The 21,369-nt window shown below is 36.9% G+C and carries 20 protein-coding genes; 13 read left to right on the top strand and 7 right to left on the bottom strand.

Features of this window, described 5'->3' with window-relative positions; all coding sequences use genetic code 11:
* Positions 1-212: 212 nt before the first annotated feature.
* From SOLCA_RS02335 to SOLCA_RS02350, 4 genes are all read left to right on the top strand, one after another.
* Positions 213-1,391, top strand: coding sequence for an alpha/beta hydrolase-fold protein (locus tag SOLCA_RS02335; protein ID WP_014678841.1), 1,179 nt, complete (start codon positions 213-215; stop codon positions 1,389-1,391).
* A 100-nt stretch (positions 1,392-1,491) separates the two neighbouring features.
* Positions 1,492-1,863, top strand: a complete 372-nt coding sequence (locus SOLCA_RS22080; RefSeq protein WP_157604498.1) for a hypothetical protein — start codon at positions 1,492-1,494, stop codon at positions 1,861-1,863.
* A gap of 223 nt (positions 1,864-2,086) precedes the next feature.
* The gene (locus SOLCA_RS02345) at positions 2,087-4,402 is read left to right on the top strand and encodes a TonB-dependent receptor (RefSeq protein WP_014678843.1); all 2,316 of its coding nucleotides are present in this window, start codon (positions 2,087-2,089) and stop codon (positions 4,400-4,402) included.
* A 44-nt stretch (positions 4,403-4,446) separates the two neighbouring features.
* Positions 4,447-5,949 (top strand): PepSY-associated TM helix domain-containing protein, encoded by a 1,503-nt coding sequence (locus SOLCA_RS02350; protein ID WP_014678844.1) that lies wholly within the window; start codon positions 4,447-4,449, stop codon positions 5,947-5,949.
* 165 nt (positions 5,950-6,114) lie between these two features.
* On the opposite strand, the gene SOLCA_RS02355 is transcribed toward SOLCA_RS02350, so the two are convergent.
* Positions 6,115-6,480, bottom strand: a complete 366-nt coding sequence (locus SOLCA_RS02355; protein WP_014678845.1) for an endonuclease domain-containing protein — start codon at positions 6,478-6,480, stop codon at positions 6,115-6,117.
* A 229-nt stretch (positions 6,481-6,709) separates the two neighbouring features.
* Positions 6,710-7,231 carry a lipocalin family protein gene (locus SOLCA_RS02360; RefSeq protein WP_245536745.1) on the bottom strand — a complete coding sequence of 174 codons (522 nt, stop codon included), beginning with the start codon at positions 7,229-7,231 and terminating at the stop codon, positions 6,710-6,712.
* 168 nt (positions 7,232-7,399) lie between these two features.
* Here SOLCA_RS02360 and mdh point away from each other — a divergent pair, with 168 nt between their 5' ends.
* Both mdh and SOLCA_RS02370 read left to right on the top strand, forming a co-directional pair.
* Positions 7,400-8,338 (top strand): malate dehydrogenase, encoded by a 939-nt coding sequence (gene mdh, locus SOLCA_RS02365; RefSeq protein ID WP_014678847.1) that lies wholly within the window; start codon positions 7,400-7,402, stop codon positions 8,336-8,338.
* Positions 8,339-8,492: 154 nt separating this feature from the next.
* On the top strand, positions 8,493-8,951 hold the full coding sequence (locus SOLCA_RS02370; RefSeq protein ID WP_014678848.1) for an aspartyl protease family protein: 459 nt from the start codon (positions 8,493-8,495) through the stop codon (positions 8,949-8,951).
* Positions 8,952-9,003: 52 nt separating this feature from the next.
* On the opposite strand, the gene SOLCA_RS02375 is transcribed toward SOLCA_RS02370, so the two are convergent.
* Positions 9,004-9,864, bottom strand: a complete 861-nt coding sequence (locus tag SOLCA_RS02375) for a CHRD domain-containing protein (protein WP_014678849.1) — start codon at positions 9,862-9,864, stop codon at positions 9,004-9,006.
* A 215-nt stretch (positions 9,865-10,079) separates the two neighbouring features.
* Positions 10,080-12,041, bottom strand: a complete 1,962-nt coding sequence (gene gyrB / locus SOLCA_RS02380; RefSeq protein WP_014678850.1) for a DNA topoisomerase (ATP-hydrolyzing) subunit B — start codon at positions 12,039-12,041, stop codon at positions 10,080-10,082.
* Between the two features lie 397 nt (positions 12,042-12,438).
* Between gyrB and SOLCA_RS02385 the strand changes: the two genes are divergently transcribed.
* Both SOLCA_RS02385 and SOLCA_RS02390 read left to right on the top strand, forming a co-directional pair.
* Positions 12,439-12,894 (top strand): QcrA and Rieske domain-containing protein, encoded by a 456-nt coding sequence (locus tag SOLCA_RS02385; RefSeq protein ID WP_014678851.1) that lies wholly within the window; start codon positions 12,439-12,441, stop codon positions 12,892-12,894.
* Positions 12,895-12,968: 74 nt separating this feature from the next.
* Positions 12,969-13,577 (top strand): OmpH family outer membrane protein, encoded by a 609-nt coding sequence (locus tag SOLCA_RS02390; RefSeq protein WP_014678852.1) that lies wholly within the window; start codon positions 12,969-12,971, stop codon positions 13,575-13,577.
* A 62-nt stretch (positions 13,578-13,639) separates the two neighbouring features.
* On the opposite strand, the gene SOLCA_RS02395 is transcribed toward SOLCA_RS02390, so the two are convergent.
* Entirely contained in the window at positions 13,640-14,029 is a 390-nt protein-coding gene (locus SOLCA_RS02395; RefSeq protein ID WP_014678853.1) for an RNA-binding S4 domain-containing protein, read from the bottom strand.
* A 230-nt stretch (positions 14,030-14,259) separates the two neighbouring features.
* Here SOLCA_RS02395 and SOLCA_RS02400 point away from each other — a divergent pair, with 230 nt between their 5' ends.
* From SOLCA_RS02400 to SOLCA_RS02420, 5 genes are all read left to right on the top strand, one after another.
* The gene (locus SOLCA_RS02400) at positions 14,260-15,081 is read left to right on the top strand and encodes a 2,3,4,5-tetrahydropyridine-2,6-dicarboxylate N-succinyltransferase (protein WP_014678854.1); all 822 of its coding nucleotides are present in this window, start codon (positions 14,260-14,262) and stop codon (positions 15,079-15,081) included.
* Positions 15,082-15,150: 69 nt separating this feature from the next.
* Complete coding sequence (locus SOLCA_RS02405; RefSeq protein ID WP_014678855.1) at positions 15,151-15,786, top strand: hypothetical protein; 636 nt, start codon at positions 15,151-15,153, stop codon at positions 15,784-15,786.
* A gap of 58 nt (positions 15,787-15,844) precedes the next feature.
* Positions 15,845-16,315 carry a nucleotidyltransferase family protein gene (locus SOLCA_RS02410; RefSeq protein ID WP_014678856.1) on the top strand — a complete coding sequence of 157 codons (471 nt, stop codon included), beginning with the start codon at positions 15,845-15,847 and terminating at the stop codon, positions 16,313-16,315.
* A 3-nt stretch (positions 16,316-16,318) separates the two neighbouring features.
* Positions 16,319-16,876, top strand: coding sequence for an L-threonylcarbamoyladenylate synthase (locus SOLCA_RS02415; protein WP_014678857.1), 558 nt, complete (start codon positions 16,319-16,321; stop codon positions 16,874-16,876).
* Positions 16,877-16,973: 97 nt separating this feature from the next.
* Positions 16,974-18,428 carry a CCA tRNA nucleotidyltransferase gene (locus SOLCA_RS02420; protein WP_014678858.1) on the top strand — a complete coding sequence of 485 codons (1,455 nt, stop codon included), beginning with the start codon at positions 16,974-16,976 and terminating at the stop codon, positions 18,426-18,428.
* Positions 18,429-18,497: 69 nt separating this feature from the next.
* Here the strand turns inward: SOLCA_RS02420 and creD are convergent, their stop codons facing one another.
* Both creD and xrtN read right to left on the bottom strand, forming a co-directional pair.
* Positions 18,498-19,913, bottom strand: a complete 1,416-nt coding sequence (gene creD, locus SOLCA_RS02425; RefSeq protein ID WP_014678859.1) for a cell envelope integrity protein CreD — start codon at positions 19,911-19,913, stop codon at positions 18,498-18,500.
* 67 nt (positions 19,914-19,980) lie between these two features.
* The gene (gene xrtN, locus SOLCA_RS02430) at positions 19,981-21,366 is read right to left on the bottom strand and encodes an exosortase N (protein ID WP_014678860.1); all 1,386 of its coding nucleotides are present in this window, start codon (positions 21,364-21,366) and stop codon (positions 19,981-19,983) included.
* Positions 21,367-21,369 lie beyond the last annotated feature (3 nt).

Consider the following 21,369-nt stretch of genomic DNA (forward strand, 5'->3'; position numbering starts at 1 on the left):
TTTTTGGGGTAAATTAAGGCGTTTTATGACATAAATCAGGAAGTTTGGAGAGGCTTTTTCCTTTTGATAGGAAACTTGAAGAATTGATTAGAGATTTTTAATCGCAACTGCCTTTTGAAGGAGTGTTTTTAAACGTGTTTCATATTTGTAATCTGAATGCAAAAAATTAAGGATTCGGTATCTTTATAACGATAATCTTTTATTTTAGCTAAATGCTAAAGAGATTATCAGTTTTAGTATTATTTGCTTTACTCTCCGTTTTATGCAGGGCCCAGGTAGTTATTAAAATTCAATCGGTGCCGGCAAATACTTCCTCTTTTGATAAACTTTACCTTGCAGGAAATCTCAATAATTGGAATCCAGGGGATGAAAAGTTTATGTTTAAAAGGTCTTCAGATGGGACCTATTCACTAACGCTTAATTTAATACCCGGTAAATATGAGTTTAAAGTAACCCGTGGAAGTTGGGAGAAAACGGAGGTGGATAGTATTGGCAATCCGATCAGGAATAGGTTTGCTGAACTACAAGGTAATGAAACAATTGTTTTGGATGTAGATGGTTGGAGTGATACTTACATGAAACAATTGGTACATACCGCATCAAAAAACGTATACCTGATTGATTCAGTATTTTATATTCCGCAGTTAGAGACTCACCGTAGGGTGTGGATCTATTTACCAACCTCTTATTTTGATAAATCAACCAAAAAGAAAAAATACCCGGTGCTTTATATGCACGATGGACAAAATCTTTTCGACGATTATTATGCACCCTATGGTGAGTGGGATATTGACGAGATTCTGGATAGCTTAAAAAAGGAAATAATTGTTGTTGGTATTGATCATGGTGGAAATGAGCGATTGAATGATTACTCGCCTTATCAGAATTTAAAATATGGAGGTGGTAAGGGCAATAAATACCTTGATTTTGTAGTCAACACTTTACGCCCATACATTAATAGTAACTACCGGACATTAAAGGATCAGCAAAATACAGGGATTATGGGAAGCTCGATGGGTGGATTGATCTCATTTTATGGAGGTATTAAATACAATAAAATATTTGGGAAAATTGGCGTCTTTTCTCCTTCTTTTTGGTTTCATCCGATTATTTATGATTATGCAGAAAAATGGAAACCTGAACGCAAATCCCGAATCTATCTATTAGCAGGAGAAAAAGAGAGTGATTCGTTAGTTTACGAGGTAAAACGGATGGAAAACATTCTTGTAAAAAAAGGACTGAAAGATGACGAACTAAAAGTGGTTTTTAAGCCAGATGGCCGTCATGCCGAATGGTTCTGGAGAAGAGAGTTTCCTGAAGCAATAAACTGGTTATTTCCTGAGCCTCAAAATGCAACAATAGTGCGAAGGATTCTTCACCGTTTTAAATAAGATTAATTATTGTTTGTCTGATTAATGTACAGTTACTAACTTTGCGGCACAAAAAATCGAGGAACTTCGGGCAATAAACCACCAAAGTTCTCAAGAATTGATGAAGAAGCTCGTATCCATAGTTTTAATGATTGCAATTTTGCTGCAGACATTCAGCTCATGGGTTATTGTTTCAGGTTATCAAATGAATAAAAGCTTTATTGCAGCTTACCTTTGTGAGAACAAAAACAAACCTCAGCTTCATTGTAACGGACAATGTTATTTGATGAAGAATCTTAAAAAAGAGGCTCAAGAGCAGGAGCAAAAAGCTAATAACACCCTTCGCGATAAATTTGAGATCAATCACTTTGTCTCAAATTCTCAACAAAACTTTATCGATACAAGTTATATTGAATTAACTCAAATTAATTTCTTTCTGCAGAAAGAGCCTCGTAATATTTCTATTGCTATTTTTCAGCCTCCGCAAGTTTAAATCATCTGTTTTTCCGGATACTTATTAGACTTCTTCAAATTGGAAGATGAGCCTGTTGCGCTATATTATTTTGTGAATAGTACAAGCTGTAAGTCCTGTTTTCCGGAATATTCCCCTCATATAGTTTAATTAAAATTTTTAGGTGATCCTTAAGGAATTTCTTAAGCAGATCCTGAATTATTATTTATTAATCGGCAGGTTAATACTGCCAATTTGATGTATTATGAAGCTGAAAGTATACCTTATTATACTGTTCATATGTTTCTGTGCACCTGCTTTTGCACAGAAAATTATAAAAGGAAAAGTTTACGATGCAACTACGCTGGAGCCTTTGTCGGGAGTATCTGTTTACATTACAGGCACCACCAAAGGAGCAAACACAAATGCCCAGGGTGCTTTTGCATTTTCTGCAGATAACGACAATTCAATTACAGTATCGCTGCTAGGTTATGAAACCAAACTAGTAACGGCTAATGATAAAAGCCTGTCAATAGCCCTAAAGCAATCAACTGCTAATATGCAAGAAGTGATTGTAACAGCAAGTCGTGAAGTGCAGTTACGCCGGGATGCTCCTGTTGCAGTTAGCAAAATAGGGGCTAAGGTTATTGAGGAAACCCAGCCAACCGTTATCAATGAGTTGATAAATAAGGTTCCTGGTGTTGTAATGACCAATCTGAATAATGAACAGCACAGCATGTCTATTCGCCAACCCTTAACCACTAACCCTTACTTTTTATACATGGAGGATGGTATTCCGATTCGTCCGTTGGGAGTATTCAATCATAACGCATTGTTAGAGATGAATGTAACCTCTATAAATTCTGTAGAAGTAGTGAAAGGACCATCTTCATCATTGTATGGTAGTGAAGCTATTGGCGGGGCTATTAATTTCATCACACTTAAACCTTCTGCCATTCCTTCAGCAAAAGTTAGTGTACAGGGCGATAATTACGGCTATTTGCGTGGACAATTTAGTGCCGGTGGTTATGTAAATGAAAAATTGGGTGTAATTGCAAGTGGCTTTATTGCTCGTCAGCGCGACAGCTGGTTAACTTATAGTGATTATGATAAGGGCTCAATTAATCTTAGAACTGATTATAAGTTGAGTAACCGATCTAACCTGATTTTTTCGGCAACGTATGATAAATACTATTCAGAAATGACAGGGTCTGTTGATAGTTCAGGTTTCTACAATAAAAAATATAAATCCAATAATTCGTTTACATACCGTGATGTAATGGCGCTTAGAGCAAGAGTTACTCATGAATTTACAATAAACCCTTCTACCGCTTTGCATACTTCAGTTTACTATCGCAACAATAGTATTGGACAACTTCCAAGTTATGCGATTAAGAATAGTAAAAATGCATCTATTTCCTACGGGCAAATTAATGAAAACAGCTTTCGGAGTTTGGGTGTGATCTCACAGGGAAGTAAGCGATTTAAATTTTTAACCAGTAAACTAATAACAGGAGTATCTGTGGATTATTCTCCAAATGATTATATCGCCAATTTTGTCGAAATCCAAAGAGATCCGTCAACAGGGAATTATCCCGGCTTTACAAATAGGCCCGATTCTTTATTAACAGATTACAATGCCAGAATTTCAAATGTAGGCACTTATCTGCAGTATGAGTTTAGTCCTCTAAATCATTTGATTATTGTAGTAGGGGGCCGATACGATTATATCAATTATAATTTTAATAATCACTTGCCTTCAACCGCTTATACGGGTGCTGCTGATAGTAAGAATAGCTTCAATAAGTTTACCCCTAAGTTTGGTGCTACTTATAATTTCACTTCCGGAGTGGGGGGTTATGTGAACTTTAGCCAGGGATTTGTTCCTCCTTCGGTTAATCAGCTTTATAGTGGAGTTAAAGTGCCAACATTACAACCAGCTGTTTTTAATAATTATGAAGTAGGTGGATGGATAACCTTATTAAATGACAAGTTGTACGCAGATGTGAGTTTATACAGAATGTGTGGAAAGAATGAAATTGTAAACTACCGTTTTCCTGATAATTCAACCGAATACCAAAATTCCGGAGAAACTTTACATCAGGGAGTAGAATACAGTATAAACTATACGCCTGTTCACCAATGGACACTACGATTTGGCGGAACGAATGCGATTCATAAATACGAAGAGTATAAAATAAATTCGAAAGAAGATTTTAGTGGAAAATACATGCCTCAGGCTCCAAAATTTGTGGCCAATGCAGAAGTTACCTATCGTCCTGAATTTGTTAAAGGATTTAGAATTGCGGCTGAATGGCAACGCATAAGCACCTATTTTCTGGATAATGCTAATACGCAACAATACAGCGACGAAACGTTGTTTGGCTTTAAAGGTGTAAGTGCATTAAATCTTCGGGCCGGTTATAATTTCAAAGGAATTGAGATTTTCTGTAATGCCTTTAATATTACCAATGAGCTTTATGCACATACAGCAAGTTTGGGTGCTTATGGTAAAAATTATACCCCGGCAGCTCCCCGAAATTTTGTAATGGGTTTATCTTATCAGTTTTCCAGAAAATAAAAAATAGTGTCTAGCGATTTTGTTAGATACTTTAACTCATTGTCATGATTAAAAGAAATATCTATAAATGGCATCGTTCCCTAAGTGTATTAATTGCCTTGCCGGTAATTATGTGGACGCTCAGCGGAATTATGCATCCTGTAATGACATCCTTTAAACCAAAGGTGAAAAATCAGTTTTTGGCTTCGGAGAATATTGATTTGTCAAAAGCTAAAATTCCCTTGGATGCGGCATTACTTAACAATCATATAACTACTATATCAAATTTCCGATTGGTTGAAATAGGAGATAGTCTGTACTATCAAATTATGAAGTATGATGATCAATTGCTTTATATTAATGCAGAAACCGGAATTCTAAACAAATATGCAGAAGAGAGGTATGCAAAAAAGATTGCCCAGCAATTGTTAGGGGACTCAACTTCTAAGGCTGTTTCAGTAGAGCTACTAAAGGATTTTGATGAAGAATATTTAGCTATTAACCGATTGCTCCCGGTTTACAAAGTTTCTTTCGATCGTGCGGATGGAATAAGGTTATATGTCGATGCAACAACCGACCGCTTAGGTTTGGCGATGGATAATAATCGGGCAATATTTCATTCTTTCTTTCGAAATTTTCATAGTTGGGAGTTTTTAGATCATCTGGGAAATTTCAGGTTGTTTACACTCACCCTGATAGCTTCCATTGCTTTTGTAACTGCAATACTAGGTATTTATATCACCTTTATTACTAAATCTAACAAGGCAAAGAGCAATCAGAATTCTTCGGTAAAATACCGTAGACTACATCGTCAAATTGCCATTGTTGTTTCGATAACAACCTTGATGTTTACATTTAGTGGCGCCTACCATGCTATAGTGAAAATTGAGCCAGATACTCGTCAGAATTATTTTGTTAAAAATGATTTTAACGTTACTGAACTGAAGTTTGATTTGGATTCTGTTGCGAAACGTTACCAAGTTAAAAACATCTCCATCATAAAGATGAATGACACCACTTATTTGCGTTTAAGCTGCTCAGCTGATAAAGGCTTTAATAAGGAAGCGTGTTGTGAGAAAATGTTGGTTGCCGCATCTAAATTTGGACTTGAAAAGAAAAAGGATGCCCCGGTTATTCATTATTTAAGTCTCCATTCATTAACAGAATTAGCCAATGGTGATGTGCAATATGCACGTTTCATGGCTGAAAAATTCAGCAAAAATGAAGATATAGTTTCAGTCACGCCGATTACAGAGTTCAAAGGCGAATACGGTTTTATTAATAAACGTTTACCAGTTTACAAGGTTCAATATAAAGCTAATGATAATGAACGCTGGTACGTAGAACCCTCAACAGGTGAACTGGCTGCCAAAATTAACGACACAAACCTACGCGAAGGATTGAGCTTTGCCATGCTGCACAAGTTTCATTTCGTCGATGATATAGGAAAAACAACCCGAGATGTATTAACAGTAATAGCAGCTTTAGGAAATTTAGCAGTAGCGTTAATTGGCATTGTTCTACTAGTGTTTTGGTATAAGAAAAAGTACATAAAAGCAAGAGTATAACCTCACCCTAAATCCCTCTCCTCAAGGAGAGGGACTTTGAGACAGTGCTTTCAATTGATCAGTGCTTCAATATTGATTAGTCTTTTGTTTCAGTCAATTAAACAAGCGATTAAAACATTCCGAGCGCTCCCTTCTCCTTAAGGAGAAGGGCCGGGGATTAGGTGATCAAGCTATTTCCCCCAAAATCCTCATCAAAACATAATTTAAATCATACATAACCTCATCATTACTAAACCGAACAATTGTCAATCCCAATTCCCTCAGCTCAAAAGATCTTCCTTCATCATATTCTTGCTGTTCTTTTGTTAAGTGATATCCGCCATCAACCTCAATGATTAATTTATGAGAATGCGCATAAAAATCCACGATATAAGTAAGAATTGGATGTTGACGACGAAATTTTATCCCATTTAAATTTCGATCTCTTAAACAATTCCAAAGTAAATCTTCAGCTGCAGTAGATCTTTTACGTAATAATCGAGCTTTTTCAAAAAGAGAGGGATATGCATCAAAATGCAAAGAGTCATTCATAATAAAAATAGATAGCCTGTAACGTTCAATTAGAACAATCGCTATTTACAACGTTTGAGTGAAAAAATCAAGCACCTCACACCTCACCCTAAATCCCTCTCCTCAAGGAGAGGGACTTTGAGACAGTGCTTTCAAATACGTTTAATTCGTATTGTTCATTCATGTATTCAAACGATTAAGTATTCCGAGGGCTCCCTTCTCCTTAAGGAGAAGGGCCGGGGATGAGGTGTTATAGCGTTGGATCAATCCTCTGTTGCGAATTTTCCGGTTCATGATCTTGAGAAACCAATCGATCCGTATTATAACCTTTATCCTTACACCTTCTGATAATATCCTGAAAAAGCTTTGGCTCCAGGAAAGGCCTTCTTGATAAGATAAATAGCCATTTCTTTTTAGGGTGACCAACTACCGCATAAGAATAATCATCAGCCAATTCAATTATCCAATAGTCACTTTTGAAAGGCCATACGAACTGAATTTTCCATGCAGCATTGTTAGTTCCTCGAACAATAAAACCTTTTGCTGTTGAAGACTGCTGAATGCGATCCTTTATTCTTCGGTAAGTGGTAAGAATATCAATATAACCCTTTGAATTGATGCGATAGGTTTGCGTTGTTTCACGCCAGTTATTATCGAACCCAGTTGGGATTGAGGAAAGGGAATACCATTTACCGGAAAATTTTTCCAGGTTTACAGATTGAACCGTTCCATCCATTGAACTGCTTTGGCACGCTATGCTGAGAATAATCATAGTTAATCAAAAGAATAATGTGCATTGATTCACTTCTCTCACAAAACCCTAAGGTTTGTATCATGAAAATAGTGTTATTTCTCTGTAATTGTTGCTTAAAATCATGAAAACTTCATGCCGAAAGTCCTATATTCGTGGCACTTTAATAACCCAATAAATACTTTTAATATGAAAATAACTGTAGTTGGTGCAGGTGCTGTTGGTGCAACCTGTGCAGACAACATCGCTCGTAAAGAGCTTGCCTCAGAAGTAGTATTGCTAGATATCAAAGAAGGTTTTGCCGAAGGTAAAGCTATGGATATGATGCAAACTGCCATGTTATTAGGTTTTGATACTAAAATTACCGGCTCAACTAATGACTATACCAAAACTGCAGGTTCTGATGTAGTTGTTATCACTTCAGGTTTACCACGTAAACCGGGTATGACTCGTGAAGAGCTAATCGGTATCAATGCAGGTATCGTAAAAGGCGTTGCAGAGAATATTTTAAAACATTCTCCTGATGCTATTTTTGTAATTATTTCTAATCCAATGGATACCATGACTTACCTTGCGTTTAAAGCGTTAGGTTTGCCTAAAAACCGCGTTATCGGTATGGGTGGTGCGTTGGATTCATCTCGCTTTAAGTACTATTTAAGTCAGGCTATTGGCTGTTCTTCAAATGAAATTCATGGAACAGTAGTTGGTGGTCACGGTGATACTACCATGATTCCTTTAACTCGTTTAGCAACTTATAACGGTGTTCCGGTTTCTCAGTTCTTAGACGCTGACACATTGAAAAAAGTAGCTGCTGATACCATGGTTGGCGGCGCTACATTAACAGGTTTGTTGGGTACTTCAGCTTGGTATGCTCCAGGTGCAGCAGGTGCGGCAATGGTTGAAGCTATTGTTCGTGACGAGAAACGTGTTTTCGCTTCTTCAGTTTTCTTAGAAGGTGAATACGGTCAATCTGATATTTGTATGGGTGTTCCTGTTATCGTTGGAAGAAACGGTTGGGAAAAAATCATCGACTACAAATTAAATGATGAAGAGAAAGCTGCTTTCGCAAAAAGTGCAGACGCTGTTCGTGCAATGAACAACGTATTAAGCGATATGAAATTAGTTTAATCTAATTAACTTAATAAGAAAGAGGCTGTCTACAAAAAGGCAGCCTCTTTTTTGTTGGGTTCAAAACAAATTTGGTTCAATTATTATTCTTATAGTTTATCACCAATTGATTATACTTATCAGTATTGTCAAAATTTAAGTTCATTTTTGTGCTATGTTTTTCAATCTCACAATATTTAAGCCCGGTCCGAAGGAAGTAACATTGCCACTAGATATATTCAGTCTAGATGGAGATGGATATCATCCCAAAATTGAGGTAGTAATTAATGGAGTTAAGCTGAAAGCGATTCTTGATACCGGAGCTTCTAAGACAGCTTTGGATCATGACCTTTTACAATCCATTGCAGGAGAACAGGTGTTTCACCTCGACGAAAAACTTTCAACCGGATTAGGAACCAACTCGATGCAATGTTATAGAGCAACCGTTGATTTAAAGCTGGGCGAATTGGAAATATTGGAATATGACACTGCTGTATTAGACCTTTCACATATAAATATTGCTTATGAAAAGTTGGGATTAGAAAAAGTGATAGGAGTGATTGGAAGTGATATTTTGGTAAGGTATAAGGCCTTAATTGATTACGAAAAGAAAATATTGATTTTGAAGTCATAAAAAAGATCGAAAGGTCATTTTGTTACGACCTTTCAATCTTTTATCTACTTAATTAATCTTTTAAATGTCCACGTACAACGCCAGAAGGGAATGTTGTACTATGTGCATTTACATATAATGGATTATTGAATAACAGATCAAATTGTTCATCAGAAATGGAACGTGATTGGTCTGAACCAAATTGACTAGCATTGTCTGCAAGGTTTATAATTACTGGTCCATTTTCATCAGGAGCACCACTGTGAATATGAGCGATAACCAGTGCATCTCCAGCATCCAGATTATCCACTGTTATATGTGAGAATAGTATTTTGTCTATTGAAATACGAACGACTGCATGTCCTGAAGCCCCACTCACAACCGGGGGAACCTGATTGTCGGGTGATAAATCTACATCAGCTCCAAATTTTAAAGGATGATCTAATTGGTTTCTTAATAAGCCCGCAGGATGTTGTGTAGAGTGAATGTTAACGTACAGGTTATTTCCATCTAATATTCGATTATACTGATCAACTGTCAAGGCAATGGTTCCTGAAGCTTTGTTGCCACTAAAAGCTATAGATGATCCATCTACCAAGCCAACCACAATCGGACCCGCGTTGAGCGGATCTGCATCATGAATGTGTGCGACTGTCAATTGATCTCCGGCTAATAAATTCTTTACCTCAAGTTCAAAATAAAGTGTCATATCATCAAAAAGATGAACGCAAGCAGTTCCTGTTTCTTGTCGGTCCATGTGAGCAGGTACTTCAAAATTAGGACAAAGGGGGATGTCATCGTAAACCTTAATTTTTTCAGCGGTTGTGGTGGCTTTCTCTAATAATTGGGTGTCCTTCTGGCACGATGTAATTAAAAATCCGAGGAGTAAAAAGTATCCAATACTTTTTACAAATAATAAGTCTGGATTCTTCATAATAATTCAATTTAGTTTGAGAAAAACGGTTGAATGATTCTTCGAAGGTTTGTTTTGGTCAGCAGGAAGAAATGATTGGTCTGGTACCGAAGAATTGTATACAAATATATAATTTTTAATACTTAAAATATTATATATCAAATATTTAGTTAAAAACAAAAGGCTACCATTTGGCAGCCTTTCTACTCTATTTTCTAAAAAAAAGTTAACAAAGATTATGCATCAATTTTAGCGTATTTTGCATGTTTCTCAATGAAATCACGGCGTGGTGCTACTTCATCGCCCATTAACACAGAAAACGTATGATCACATTCTGCCGCATTTTCAATGGTTACCTGGCGAAGTGTACGTGTATCAGGGTTCATTGTAGTTTCCCAAAGCTGTTCTGCGTTCATCTCTCCCAAACCTTTGTAACGCTGAATGTTTACGCTATCTTCTTTACCATTACCCTTCACTCGTTCAATAGCGGCTAAACGTTGCTCTTCCGTCCATGCATATTCAAAGTCTTTTCCTTTTTTAACAAGGTAAAGGGGAGGAGTTGCAATATAGATATAACCTTGTTCTACTAAGGCTTTCATATAGCGGAAGAAGAAGGTAAGAATCAGCGTGGTGATGTGTGAACCATCAACGTCGGCATCCGTCATGATAATGATCTTGTGGTAACGAAGTTTTTCAAGATTCAATGCTTTATCATCTTCTGGCGTGCCGATACTAACACCCATAGCGGTGAAAATATTCTTGATCTCCTCATTTTCGTAGATCTTATGCTCCATTGCTTTCTCCACGTTCAAGATTTTACCTTTCAACGGAAGAATAGCCTGGAAGTTCCGATCGCGACCTTGCTTTGCTGTTCCACCCGCAGAGTCACCCTCCACAAGGTATAATTCACAAGCTTCCGGATCATTGTTAGAGCAGTCAGATAATTTACCAGGTAATCCTGAACCTGACATAACACTCTTGCGTTGCACCATTTCACGTGCCTTACGGGCTGCAGCTCGTGCAGTTGCCGCAAGAACAACCTTTTGAACGATCAAACGCGCTTCCTTAGGATGCTCTTCAAGGTAAACCCCTAAAATTTCACCTACCGCCTGGTCTACTGCACCTATAACTTCATTGTTTCCAAGTTTAGTTTTAGTTTGGCCTTCGAACTGCGGTTCAGCTACTTTAACAGAAACTACTGCCGTTAAACCCTCGCGGAAGTCATCGCCGGTAATTTCTACTTTTAAGTTCTTTAATAAACCACTTTTTTCGGCGTAACTCTTTAACGTACGTGTTAAACCTCTGCGGAATCCGGCAACGTGGGTACCTCCTTCAATAGTATTGATATTATTTACATACGAATGCACATTTTCTGAATAAGTGCTATTGTATTGTAAGGCCAATTCAACCGGAATACCGCTTTTGTTACCGTCGATATAGATTGGTTCCGGAATTAAAGGTTCACGATTACCATCAAGGTATGTAATGAACTCTTTTAATCCTCCTTCAGAAAAATAAGAGTTAACTACATATGAACCATCATCATTAGTTTCACGCTCATCTGTTAACGTTAAGCGAATACCCTTGTTCAAATAGGCTAATTCACGTAAGCGAGCTGCTAATGTATCGTAGTTATAAATAGTAGTGAGGGTGAAAATTTCTGTGTCAGGGGTAAATGTTACAATAGTTCCGGTGATGTTTGTTTCACCAACTGTTTTAACATCATATTGTGGTTTCCCTCGTTCGTACTCTTGTACCCAAACCTTACCTTCACGGTGTACCTCGGCTTTTAAGTGGGTTGATAATGCATTTACGCAGGAAACACCCACACCGTGCAAACCACCCGATACTTTATAAGTGTCTTTGTCAAATTTACCTCCGGCGTGAAGAACAGTCATTACAACCTCTAAAGCAGATTTTTTCTCTTTAGTGTGCATTCCTGTTGGAATACCCCGTCCGTTATCTTTAACTGAAATTGAATTGTCTTTGTGAATAGTAACGTAAATGTCATTACAGAATCCGGCTAAAGCTTCATCAATAGAGTTATCTACAACCTCGTAAACCAAGTGATGTAAACCCTTAACGCCAACATCGCCAATATACATGGCCGGGCGTTTTCTTACTGCTTCTAATCCTTCAAGAACCTGAATATTATCCGCTGAATAATTCGCAGCCTTTGTCTCCGCTGTTTCGCTCATATTATCCTATAGTTACAAAAGTTCAAAGATACGATTTTTTGGCCTCTTACTGAAATGAAAAAGGCGATTAAATGCTCGATATTAGTAATTTATTGTGGATAATTAAAACCCAATGATAGATAGTTATACACAATTTTTAGCTTAACGTTTGAACCCTCCCTCATCGTCTGTACATCCATAAATTTTAACAAAGCAATAGTTAAAAATCTATCTGGTCTCCCTTTATTCTTACTTGTTGATCCAAATATCGGAAAGCTTAATATTAAGTAGTTGTTTTTCAATATTTTACTAAATTATTTGTTGGTATGAGGATTGAATTTTACTTTGTTGTACCGATAATTCTGCAAAACTTTATATAGATTAGAACCTTTAACAAATCAACCAACCAAACCAAAAAATGAGAAGAAATGAGTTTTTAGCCAAATTAGGTATTGGTGCTGCTCTTGTTTGTACGGGCAATTTATTGCAAGCTTGTGGAAAGAGCGATGGCAATACTAATCCGGATGACGGTAATCAAGATCCTAAACCGGTAAATTTTACACTAAATATCACTATTGATTTACCAACTGTTGGAAGCTCGAAAACTAAGCAGGATATAATAGTTGTACGGACAGCAAGTGCACTTGTGGCAAGTTCATTTGTTGCATTGGAAGCTGTTTGTCCACATGAACAAGGCTCAATTTTTTATAATGTTAATAAGGCCAATCTTGAGTGTAGCTTGCATAGCAGCCGTTATAATCTTGATGGAACAGTAATTAACGGACCAGTTAATAGTTCTGGCAACACCAGAACGTTAAAACTGTACTATATTTCTGTAGAAGGGAATGTCATTACAGTAACTGATAAAGTTTAAATCACTTAAAAAGTCTTACAAAATAAGATTTTGAAAATCGTTTGAATAATTATATTTGCCGCAAACTGAATAATATGAATTTGAAAAAATCTTTTGCCCTTTTGCCTGTTAGTGGAATTGCATTATTAGGAATTATGGCTGCTTGTAATAATAACCAAGGTTCTAACACTGCAGCTAAAAAAGACTCAACCGGAACTAAAGTTGATGTAGCAAAATCAGAAGTGATCGTATATGTAAATTCTGATTCATTACAAAAACACTATGAGTACTTTACTGATATAAAAAAGAAACTAGATGATAAAAATACTGTTCGTCAGCAACAGTTTGAAAGTAAAGGAAAGGCGTTTCAGCAAGAAGTTGCCAATGCTCAACGCGCCGCACAAGGTATGTCTCAGGAGCAGCAACAACAATTGAGCTTAAATTTACAGAAAAAACAACAAGATTTAGGTCAGTTACAACAAAGCTTAGCAGGTCAGGCAGCTAAAGACGAGCAGGAGGAAACTGAAAAATTGTATGCTAAGATCACTGAATATTTGAAAAAATATGCAAATGAGCACGGCTACAAAATGGTGATTTCCTACTCAAAAGGTAATAGTGCAATTTTATATGCAGATGAAAGTCTAGATGTTACTAATGATGTAGTAAAAGGCTTAAACGAGGAATATAAAGCAGCTAAGAAATAATTACGAGTTGAGAGTTACGAGTTTAATCCGTAGCCCGTAACTCGCAATCCGTAATTTTTTTATTAATCTCCACTACCTCTTAAGTTATCCAGGTCGCGGCGTTCGCGTTTGGTAGGGCGACCGGTTCCTCGGGCTCTTGTAAATACCGGAGACGTAAATACCGACATATGTCTTGGTTCGGTGTTTACCGGACTCAAATCTTCATAGTATAGCACCGCTGTTTTTGCGTCAACCCGATTTTCAAGCAAACCGGTAACCTTAACTATTTTTTTATCAATTCCTTTCTGAATATGGTAAGTATCTCCAACTTTAACTACATGCGCTGGTTTTAGGTTATTACCATCTAGTTTTACTTTTCCACCTTTACAAGCTTCGGTTGCTAAACTTCTGGTTTTAAAAATCCGGATAGCCCATAAATATTTATCGATCCTTAATTTTTCATTTTCACTCATGGTACAAAAATAACGTATTACTAAATAGTTAAGTCGCTTTCAACGACAGTAATCAATCTTTTTATCCAAACACTTTAGGTTGATATTCGGTTTGTCTCTAAAAATTGCGTTATTTGCAATGTATTAACCTAAATATTGATTTTACCTATGTTTTTCAGATTTGAAATTATCAGGTCTGTAAATTTGTAAGTAAATTCATACTCAAATTCAAACATTTAAAAACGATAAAAATGCCTTTAAGCGCACTAAAAGACAAAGTTGAAAAAGCATGGGAAGATCGTTCTCTGCTAAATTACAGCGACATTATTTTAGCTATTGAAGAAGTTATTGAATTATTAGATAAAGGTAAGCTACGTGTAGCAGAACCTGTAATGGGTGGTTGGCATGTAAACGAGTGGGTAAAGAAAGCCGTTATTATGTATTTCCCAACTCGTGAAATGGAAGAGATCAAAGCAGGTCCGTTTGTATTCCATGATAAAATCAAATTAAAAACTGATTTTAAAGAGACTGGTGTGCGTGTAGTTCCTCATGGTTTAGCTCGTTATGGATCTTATTTAGCCAAAGGTGTGATCTTGATGCCATCCTATGTAAACATTGGAGCTTTTGTTGATGAAGGTACGATGGTTGATACATGGGCAACTGTAGGATCATGTGCGCAAGTTGGTAAAAATGTTCACTTAAGCGGTGGTGTTGGTTTGGGTGGTGTGTTAGAGCCAGTTCAGGCTGCTCCGGTAATCATCGAAGATGGCTGTTTTATTGGTTCACGTGCTATCGTTGTAGAAGGTGTTCGTGTAGAGAAAGAAGCAGTTTTAGGTGCAAACGTTGTATTAACTGCGTCTACTAAGATTATTGATGTAACCGGTTTAGAGCCTAAAGAATACAAAGGAGTGGTTCCTTCTCGTTCAGTAGTGATTCCGGGTAGTTATACAAAAGAGTTTCCGGCAGGCAAATACCAGGTTCCTTGTGCGTTAATTATTGGTAAACGTAAAGAAAGTACCGACTTAAAAACATCGTTAAATAATGCATTACGTGATTTTAACGTTGCTGTTTAATTGAAAATAAGTTAACAAGATAATCCATAAGGTATTAATTTACCTTGTGGATTTTTTTATTTTAAGGCTATGAATAAAGTTATTAAGTTACTCCTACTCATTCTTCTTGTATCTACATCTCAGGGTTTCGCACAAAAAGAAAAAGTTCTTGATTCTATTACAGCGAAGATGTGCAACGATATTAAGAAAGTTGATATTAATAAGGTTTCACCAGATTCGTTATCCATCATGTTCGAAACTATGATGATGAATGCCTGTACACCCCATTTAGGCGAGCTTATGCAATACTATGACCTGATGGGACCTAATTCAAGTGAAGCGGGAACTAAACTAGGTGAAGATGTGGCAAAAAGACTTTTTGCTAATTGCCCTATTGCGGTAAACTATGCTGTTAAGATGGCAGAAAATCAAAACAGCGCAAGTCCTCCTCCAATAGATATGACGAGCAGTAACGCTAATTTTAAAGGTAAACTGACTAAAGTAGTAAAAGGCGATTTTTACAAATTCATTTGTACGGATGATAAAGGTTTACAGGAAACATTTTACTGGTTCCAGAATTGCGGAGCTGAGAAATTATTGCCGGATCCATCAAAACATATTGGTAAAATACTGAAGATCAAATTTGTTGAGGTTAACTACTTCATTCCATCAGAAAATAATTATAAAAAAATTAAGATGATGGCTTTGGTGGAAGTGGTTAATTAATCTGTCGAAGTAAAACTCATAAAGTGATTTATGTGTAGCTTTGCGATGTAGCACATTCATGGATAAACGAACAGCAATAATAGGTTTTCTTGAATCAATATCGGAGTCATTACAACTTTTGGAAGATGATTTTTACTTAATCGGAAGCGGGGCCTTAGTGATGGAGAGAATTGAAATTGATAAAGTAAACGATATTGATCTGTTAACATCCGAACGAGATGCAGATAAACTTAAAAAGATTTGGAACGATAAATTGTCCCAAGGATATATTCCGGCCGATGGTCAGCTGTTCAAATCAAACTTCGGACGTTTTCGATTTAACACATTTGATTTGGAGGTAATGGGTGATTTAGCGGTAAATACTCAGAATGGATGGCATAATTTAAGAATTAACGAATATTTAACCGTCAATATTGCTGGGTTATCGCTCCGAATTCCAACACTTTTAGAACAATATCGTGTGTTTAAGTTGTTTGGACGGCCCAAAGATTTACATAAGGCTCAACTAATAAAAAATAGTGATCAATAGTCAATGCAAAAAGAAATAGAAAAATCACTGGAAGTAATTAAAGCAGGTGGAACACTATTGTACCCTACCGATACTATATGGGGATTGGGATGCGATGCAACAAATCCTGACGCAGTTGAAAAAATCATTCAGTTGAAAAAACGATCAGGAAAGAGTTTCATCGTTTTGCTGGACAATATCAATGATCTTTTCAAGTATGTTAAAGACGTTCCTGAAGTTGCTTATGAACTCATAGAGGTTTCGGATAAGCCATTAACCATTGTTTTTGACGGTGGTAAAAATCTTGCTCCAAATGTCTTAAATGAAGATGGAAGCGTGGGAATTCGTATTGTTAAGCACCCTTTTTGTGAGCAATTGATAAGAAAATTCCGCAAGCCAATTGTGTCAACCTCAGCAAATATTAGCGGAGAGCCCTCAGCAATGAGTTTTGACGAAGTTTCTGATGAAATTAAATCAGGTGTTGATTATGTGGTGGATTTTGAAAGGAGCAAAAAATCACATGCAGCTTCGTCAATCATAAAATTAGGCAGTGGAGGCTTAATTAAAATATTGAGAAAGTAATCGTGTTAAACTCATAGAGTGACAGTGCGATTCTAAGTACTTTTGTACAATACTAATTTTGAAATAATTACTTCCTGAATGGAAGTTGGAGGACTAAATGAGAAAACATCTCAATCATCCTATATTTAAAACCATATCGGAACAAGCCGCAAAAGCTAATGTTGAAGCTTATGTGATAGGAGGTTTTGTACGCGACATTTTTCTGAAGAGGCCGTCAAAAGATGTGGATATTCTGGTAATAGGTAATGGCGTTGAATTTGCCAAGTCTGTTGCTAAAGAAGTTGGATTGGAGAAAAGACTGGCGGTGTTCAAAAATTTCGGAACCGCTATGCTAAAGCTTGAAGACCTGGAAGTAGAGTTTGTTGGCGCTCGAAAAGAATCGTATAGGGCGCATTCCCGTAAACCTATTGTTGAAGAAGGGACATTGCAGGATGACCAGAATCGTCGGGATTTTACGATAAATGCCATGGCGATCCGTTTAAATGACGGCAGCACGTTCGGCGAATTGGTCGACCCTTTCAACGGACTTATCGACCTGGAATATAAAACCATTCGTACTCCGCTCGATCCGGATATTACTTATTCGGATGATCCATTGCGTATGATGCGGGCAATTCGTTTTGCAACGCAGCTACATTTTACGATTGAAGAGAAATCGCTGAAGGCCATTACGAAGAATAAAGAAAGAATAACGATCGTTTCGGCAGAGCGAATTTCCGATGAATTAAATAAGATCATTCTTTCTAAAAAGCCGTCGATCGGGTTTAATCTATTGTTTGATACGGGTTTGTTGGAATTGGTATTTCCTCAAATGGTGGCATTGTATGGGGTTGAAACAATAAATGGCCGTTCTCACAAAGATAATTTTTATCACACCTTAGAGGTATTAGATAATATTTGTAAGCTCACCGACGATCTATGGTTGCGCTGGGCAGCAATACTGCATGATATTGCCAAACCTGCGACTAAACGTTTTGAGCCAAATCATGGCTGGACTTTTCATGGGCATGAAGATAAAGGGGCCCGTATGGTATCTAAGATCTTTCGCCAATTGAAGCTTCCGTTAAATGAAAAAATGAAGTTTGTAGAGAAAATGGTACTGCTGCATCTTCGACCAATTGTATTGGCTCAGGAAATCGTAACAGATTCTGCTGTTCGTCGCTTGCTTTTTGATGCTGGTGAAGACATTGATGCATTAATGAAACTTTGCCATGCGGATGTAACCACTAAAAATGAGTACAAGATCAAGAAGTACAAAAAGAATTTTGAGCTTGTTCAGCAAAAGTTAAAAGACGTAGAAGAGCGGGATCAGATCAGAAACTGGCAGCCTCCTGTTAGTGGAAACGACATTATGGTGATGTTTCAGCTCCCAGCGGGTAAAGAAGTGGGTATTTTAAAGAACCTGGTTCGAGAAGCAATCCTTGAAGGAGATATAAAAAACGATAGGGAAGAAGCCCTCAACTTTATTGTTCAAAAGGGTGTTGAAATGGGGTTTATCGTTTATGACAGAGCTCCTGTTCCTGAAGAGGAAAAGGATAAGAAAGAAGTTTAATAAAATCACGCAAAGTCGCAAAGAATCGTTAAATCTTAGCGCCTTTGCGACTTTGCATGAATATATTTTTTACTTCAATTCTTTCCTCCGGAAATCATACCAGTCGACTTTACGTGAAACATACATCACGATTCCTAATATTACAAAGAGTCCGACACTACCTATCAGTAATGCATAATCTTCCATTTGCAATAAAATAAACAAGAATAAATACAATGCTGATAGCAATGAGCCCATCAGCACTGCCAATCCTTTGCTTTGTAAAACACTAGCGGTAAAGAGTGTGATCAATATAATTGTAGCTCCTGATGCAATTAAATAAGCCCATCCAAAGAACATGTGCTCTGTAATTGATAATAATAACGTATAAAAAATAACAAGGGAAATACCCACTAAAATGTATTGTATAGGATGTATCCGTTTTTTATTAACAAGCTCTATGAAGAAAAAGGCGGTAAATGTGAGTGCAATAAACATTAAAGCGTATTTAGCCGATCGGTAAACTTTTTGATAAAAATCGACTGGCATTAATAAATCCACACCAAATTCAAAACTTGACTTTTGAGCAGAGGTGGCAACTTCAGCTTTATTACCATCGTAAGCAAGCTGATTTTCATTAGCCGACTGAAATGAGTATTGATCTCCTGTCCATTTTTGAGGGAAGTTTCTGTTCAGCTCTAATACTTTCCAAGTTGCTTTAAACCCTTTTTCATTTACTTCGCGGGGCTCAGGTAAAAACGCACCTGAGAAACTAGGAGTTGTCCACGGAGATGAGAGATTAACAATAGTTTCTTTACCCAATGGCCAAAAATTTAAACGACTACTTCCATTAATATCCAGGTTAAAATTGAAGGTAATGGGCCGCTGATAAAAACTGGCATCAACTGATTGAACCGGAATGCTCAACCCCGAATCGAAAACTCCACCTATGCTTATTCCAGGGTTAACAATAAGCTGTTTTCCGTTGACTTCAAATTTAATAACCTCCTTGATACCTCTCAGGTCTGTAACTCCAATTGTAAAAAATGCATCGTTCCACATAACACTTTCAGGATTAACTTTTAATCCATTTAGGTCCGGAGCAATAAAACTGCCGGTACATGCTAATTTTCCATTGTAAAGAATGGCTTCATAAATCCCCCGATACTTAACAGATGGATTGAGTGTTCCATTAATCTTTAATTGCTCAGGCAAAAAATGCAGGTAATCAATCGATTCTTCAACTTTACCCTCCTTGTTTTTAATGAAAACTCGATAGGGTACATTCAAAATCGGTCCAGAGATGGTTTGTTGCTCACCCCATTTACTGTAAATGTCTTTTACTGCATTGTCACGGGTTTCAGAACGCTCTATTACTAGATTTTGAATCATTGCAGATGGAATCAATAGAAGCAATGATAGAATACCGATGGTGATAAGTTTTAACACGATCGCATTGCGTTCCCAAAAGTTCGGTTGTTTGAAGTCTGATAAGTGAGTTTCCATTGTTTTTAAGTTTAATGTGCTTCGAAATTCAAAGTTTGTTGACAAAAAATATTGATAACTTTTAGTGTTAATTAAGGTTGTTTAAATGAGTTGAAGGTGTCTTTTTGTTTTCTTGCGAGATCATAAAAGACGTATTGGTTTTATTTTCAATGAATTGTTTAATCTGATTGTTGAGCTCCATGGGAGATGCAGCACTTATATTCACCAGCCAAAAACTTTCATCGTTGATCAGGCATCTCTTTCTCCATTCCAGTTGATCTATTGTAAAGTGAACGTTGCTTTGGTACCACCAGGCGGTATACAGTTTGTCCTTTTTATTCGTTAGCTCGCCGAAATAGATTTTTTTGTCATCGATAGTTTTCACCGTAAAAAAATCCATTTTATACCCACTTCCTTTCCAGCAAATGGACGGATTGTGGTCTGTGCTATAAAAATTTCGTAACGGCTTTAAATAGATTAAGGATTGATCGTTACTTAATTTCACAATGCCATGTGTTAAGTTTTCTGATTTGAAACCGGAAACAGAAACAGTCGGATTTACCAGATACGTTTTTGTTCTCACAAAATATCCTGCAAATGCAACGATGCAAACTAGTATCAATGAAAAAACATGGAAACTAGTTGAATGATGACTGGCAAATGGTGTTACTGGATTTACTTGTTTTCCTTTACAGTATTTATTGATTAATAGTATAAGGGGCAATACGCAATAGCATAGTAAACAGATTATGCCTGCTGTATAATGGAAAGGGTGTTCGGGGCCAATATGAAATAGTACAAGGAAAATGATCCTGAAAAAATTAGCCACCAAACCGAGTAGCAGGGTTAAGGCAATCCATTTTAGTAGTTGGAGGAAACTAAGCTTGTAATGGTGTTTTTTACAAACATGAGCCAGTATTAAAATCACTAATAACATCGATGTTTCGAGCATTTTTAGACCCGAGCAAGCCTCATCAATATTGAAAGTAGCACCTTTAACTGTTATTAAATTGCCACCTGCTTGTATTGGATAACCAACTGTATTTAAGCAAATGGTTACCAACTGGGTTAATTGCAGGCGGAATGGAAAGGTTAGGGTGTTAAAAATATAATCTCCTATGGGTGATACAACCGTTAATGCAACAAACGGTAGAAGGTTAATTTTTCCATAGTAATTCTCAATGAGCCATCCTAGTGCTAAAACACAACTGATAAAATAGAATGTTTTAACACCTTGGGTGCTTAAGTAGAAACAAACAGTTAACGGTAGCAACCACCAATTGCGTTTACTCGCTACTTCAGTTGGTTGTAATGAATAAAGCATTATCAAAATGCCACCAATAAATAGCGGTCCTGTATTGAAATATGATTTTAAAACCGGAAAGGATGCTACAATCAATAGCACAATCCTGCTATAAAAGAACAATCTTTTATACATTTCATCAGGAATGGTCATTTTATTAGTTGCTATCATTAT

This window comes from Solitalea canadensis DSM 3403, assembly GCF_000242635.2.
Lineage (GTDB): Bacteria > Bacteroidota > Bacteroidia > Sphingobacteriales > Sphingobacteriaceae > Solitalea > Solitalea canadensis.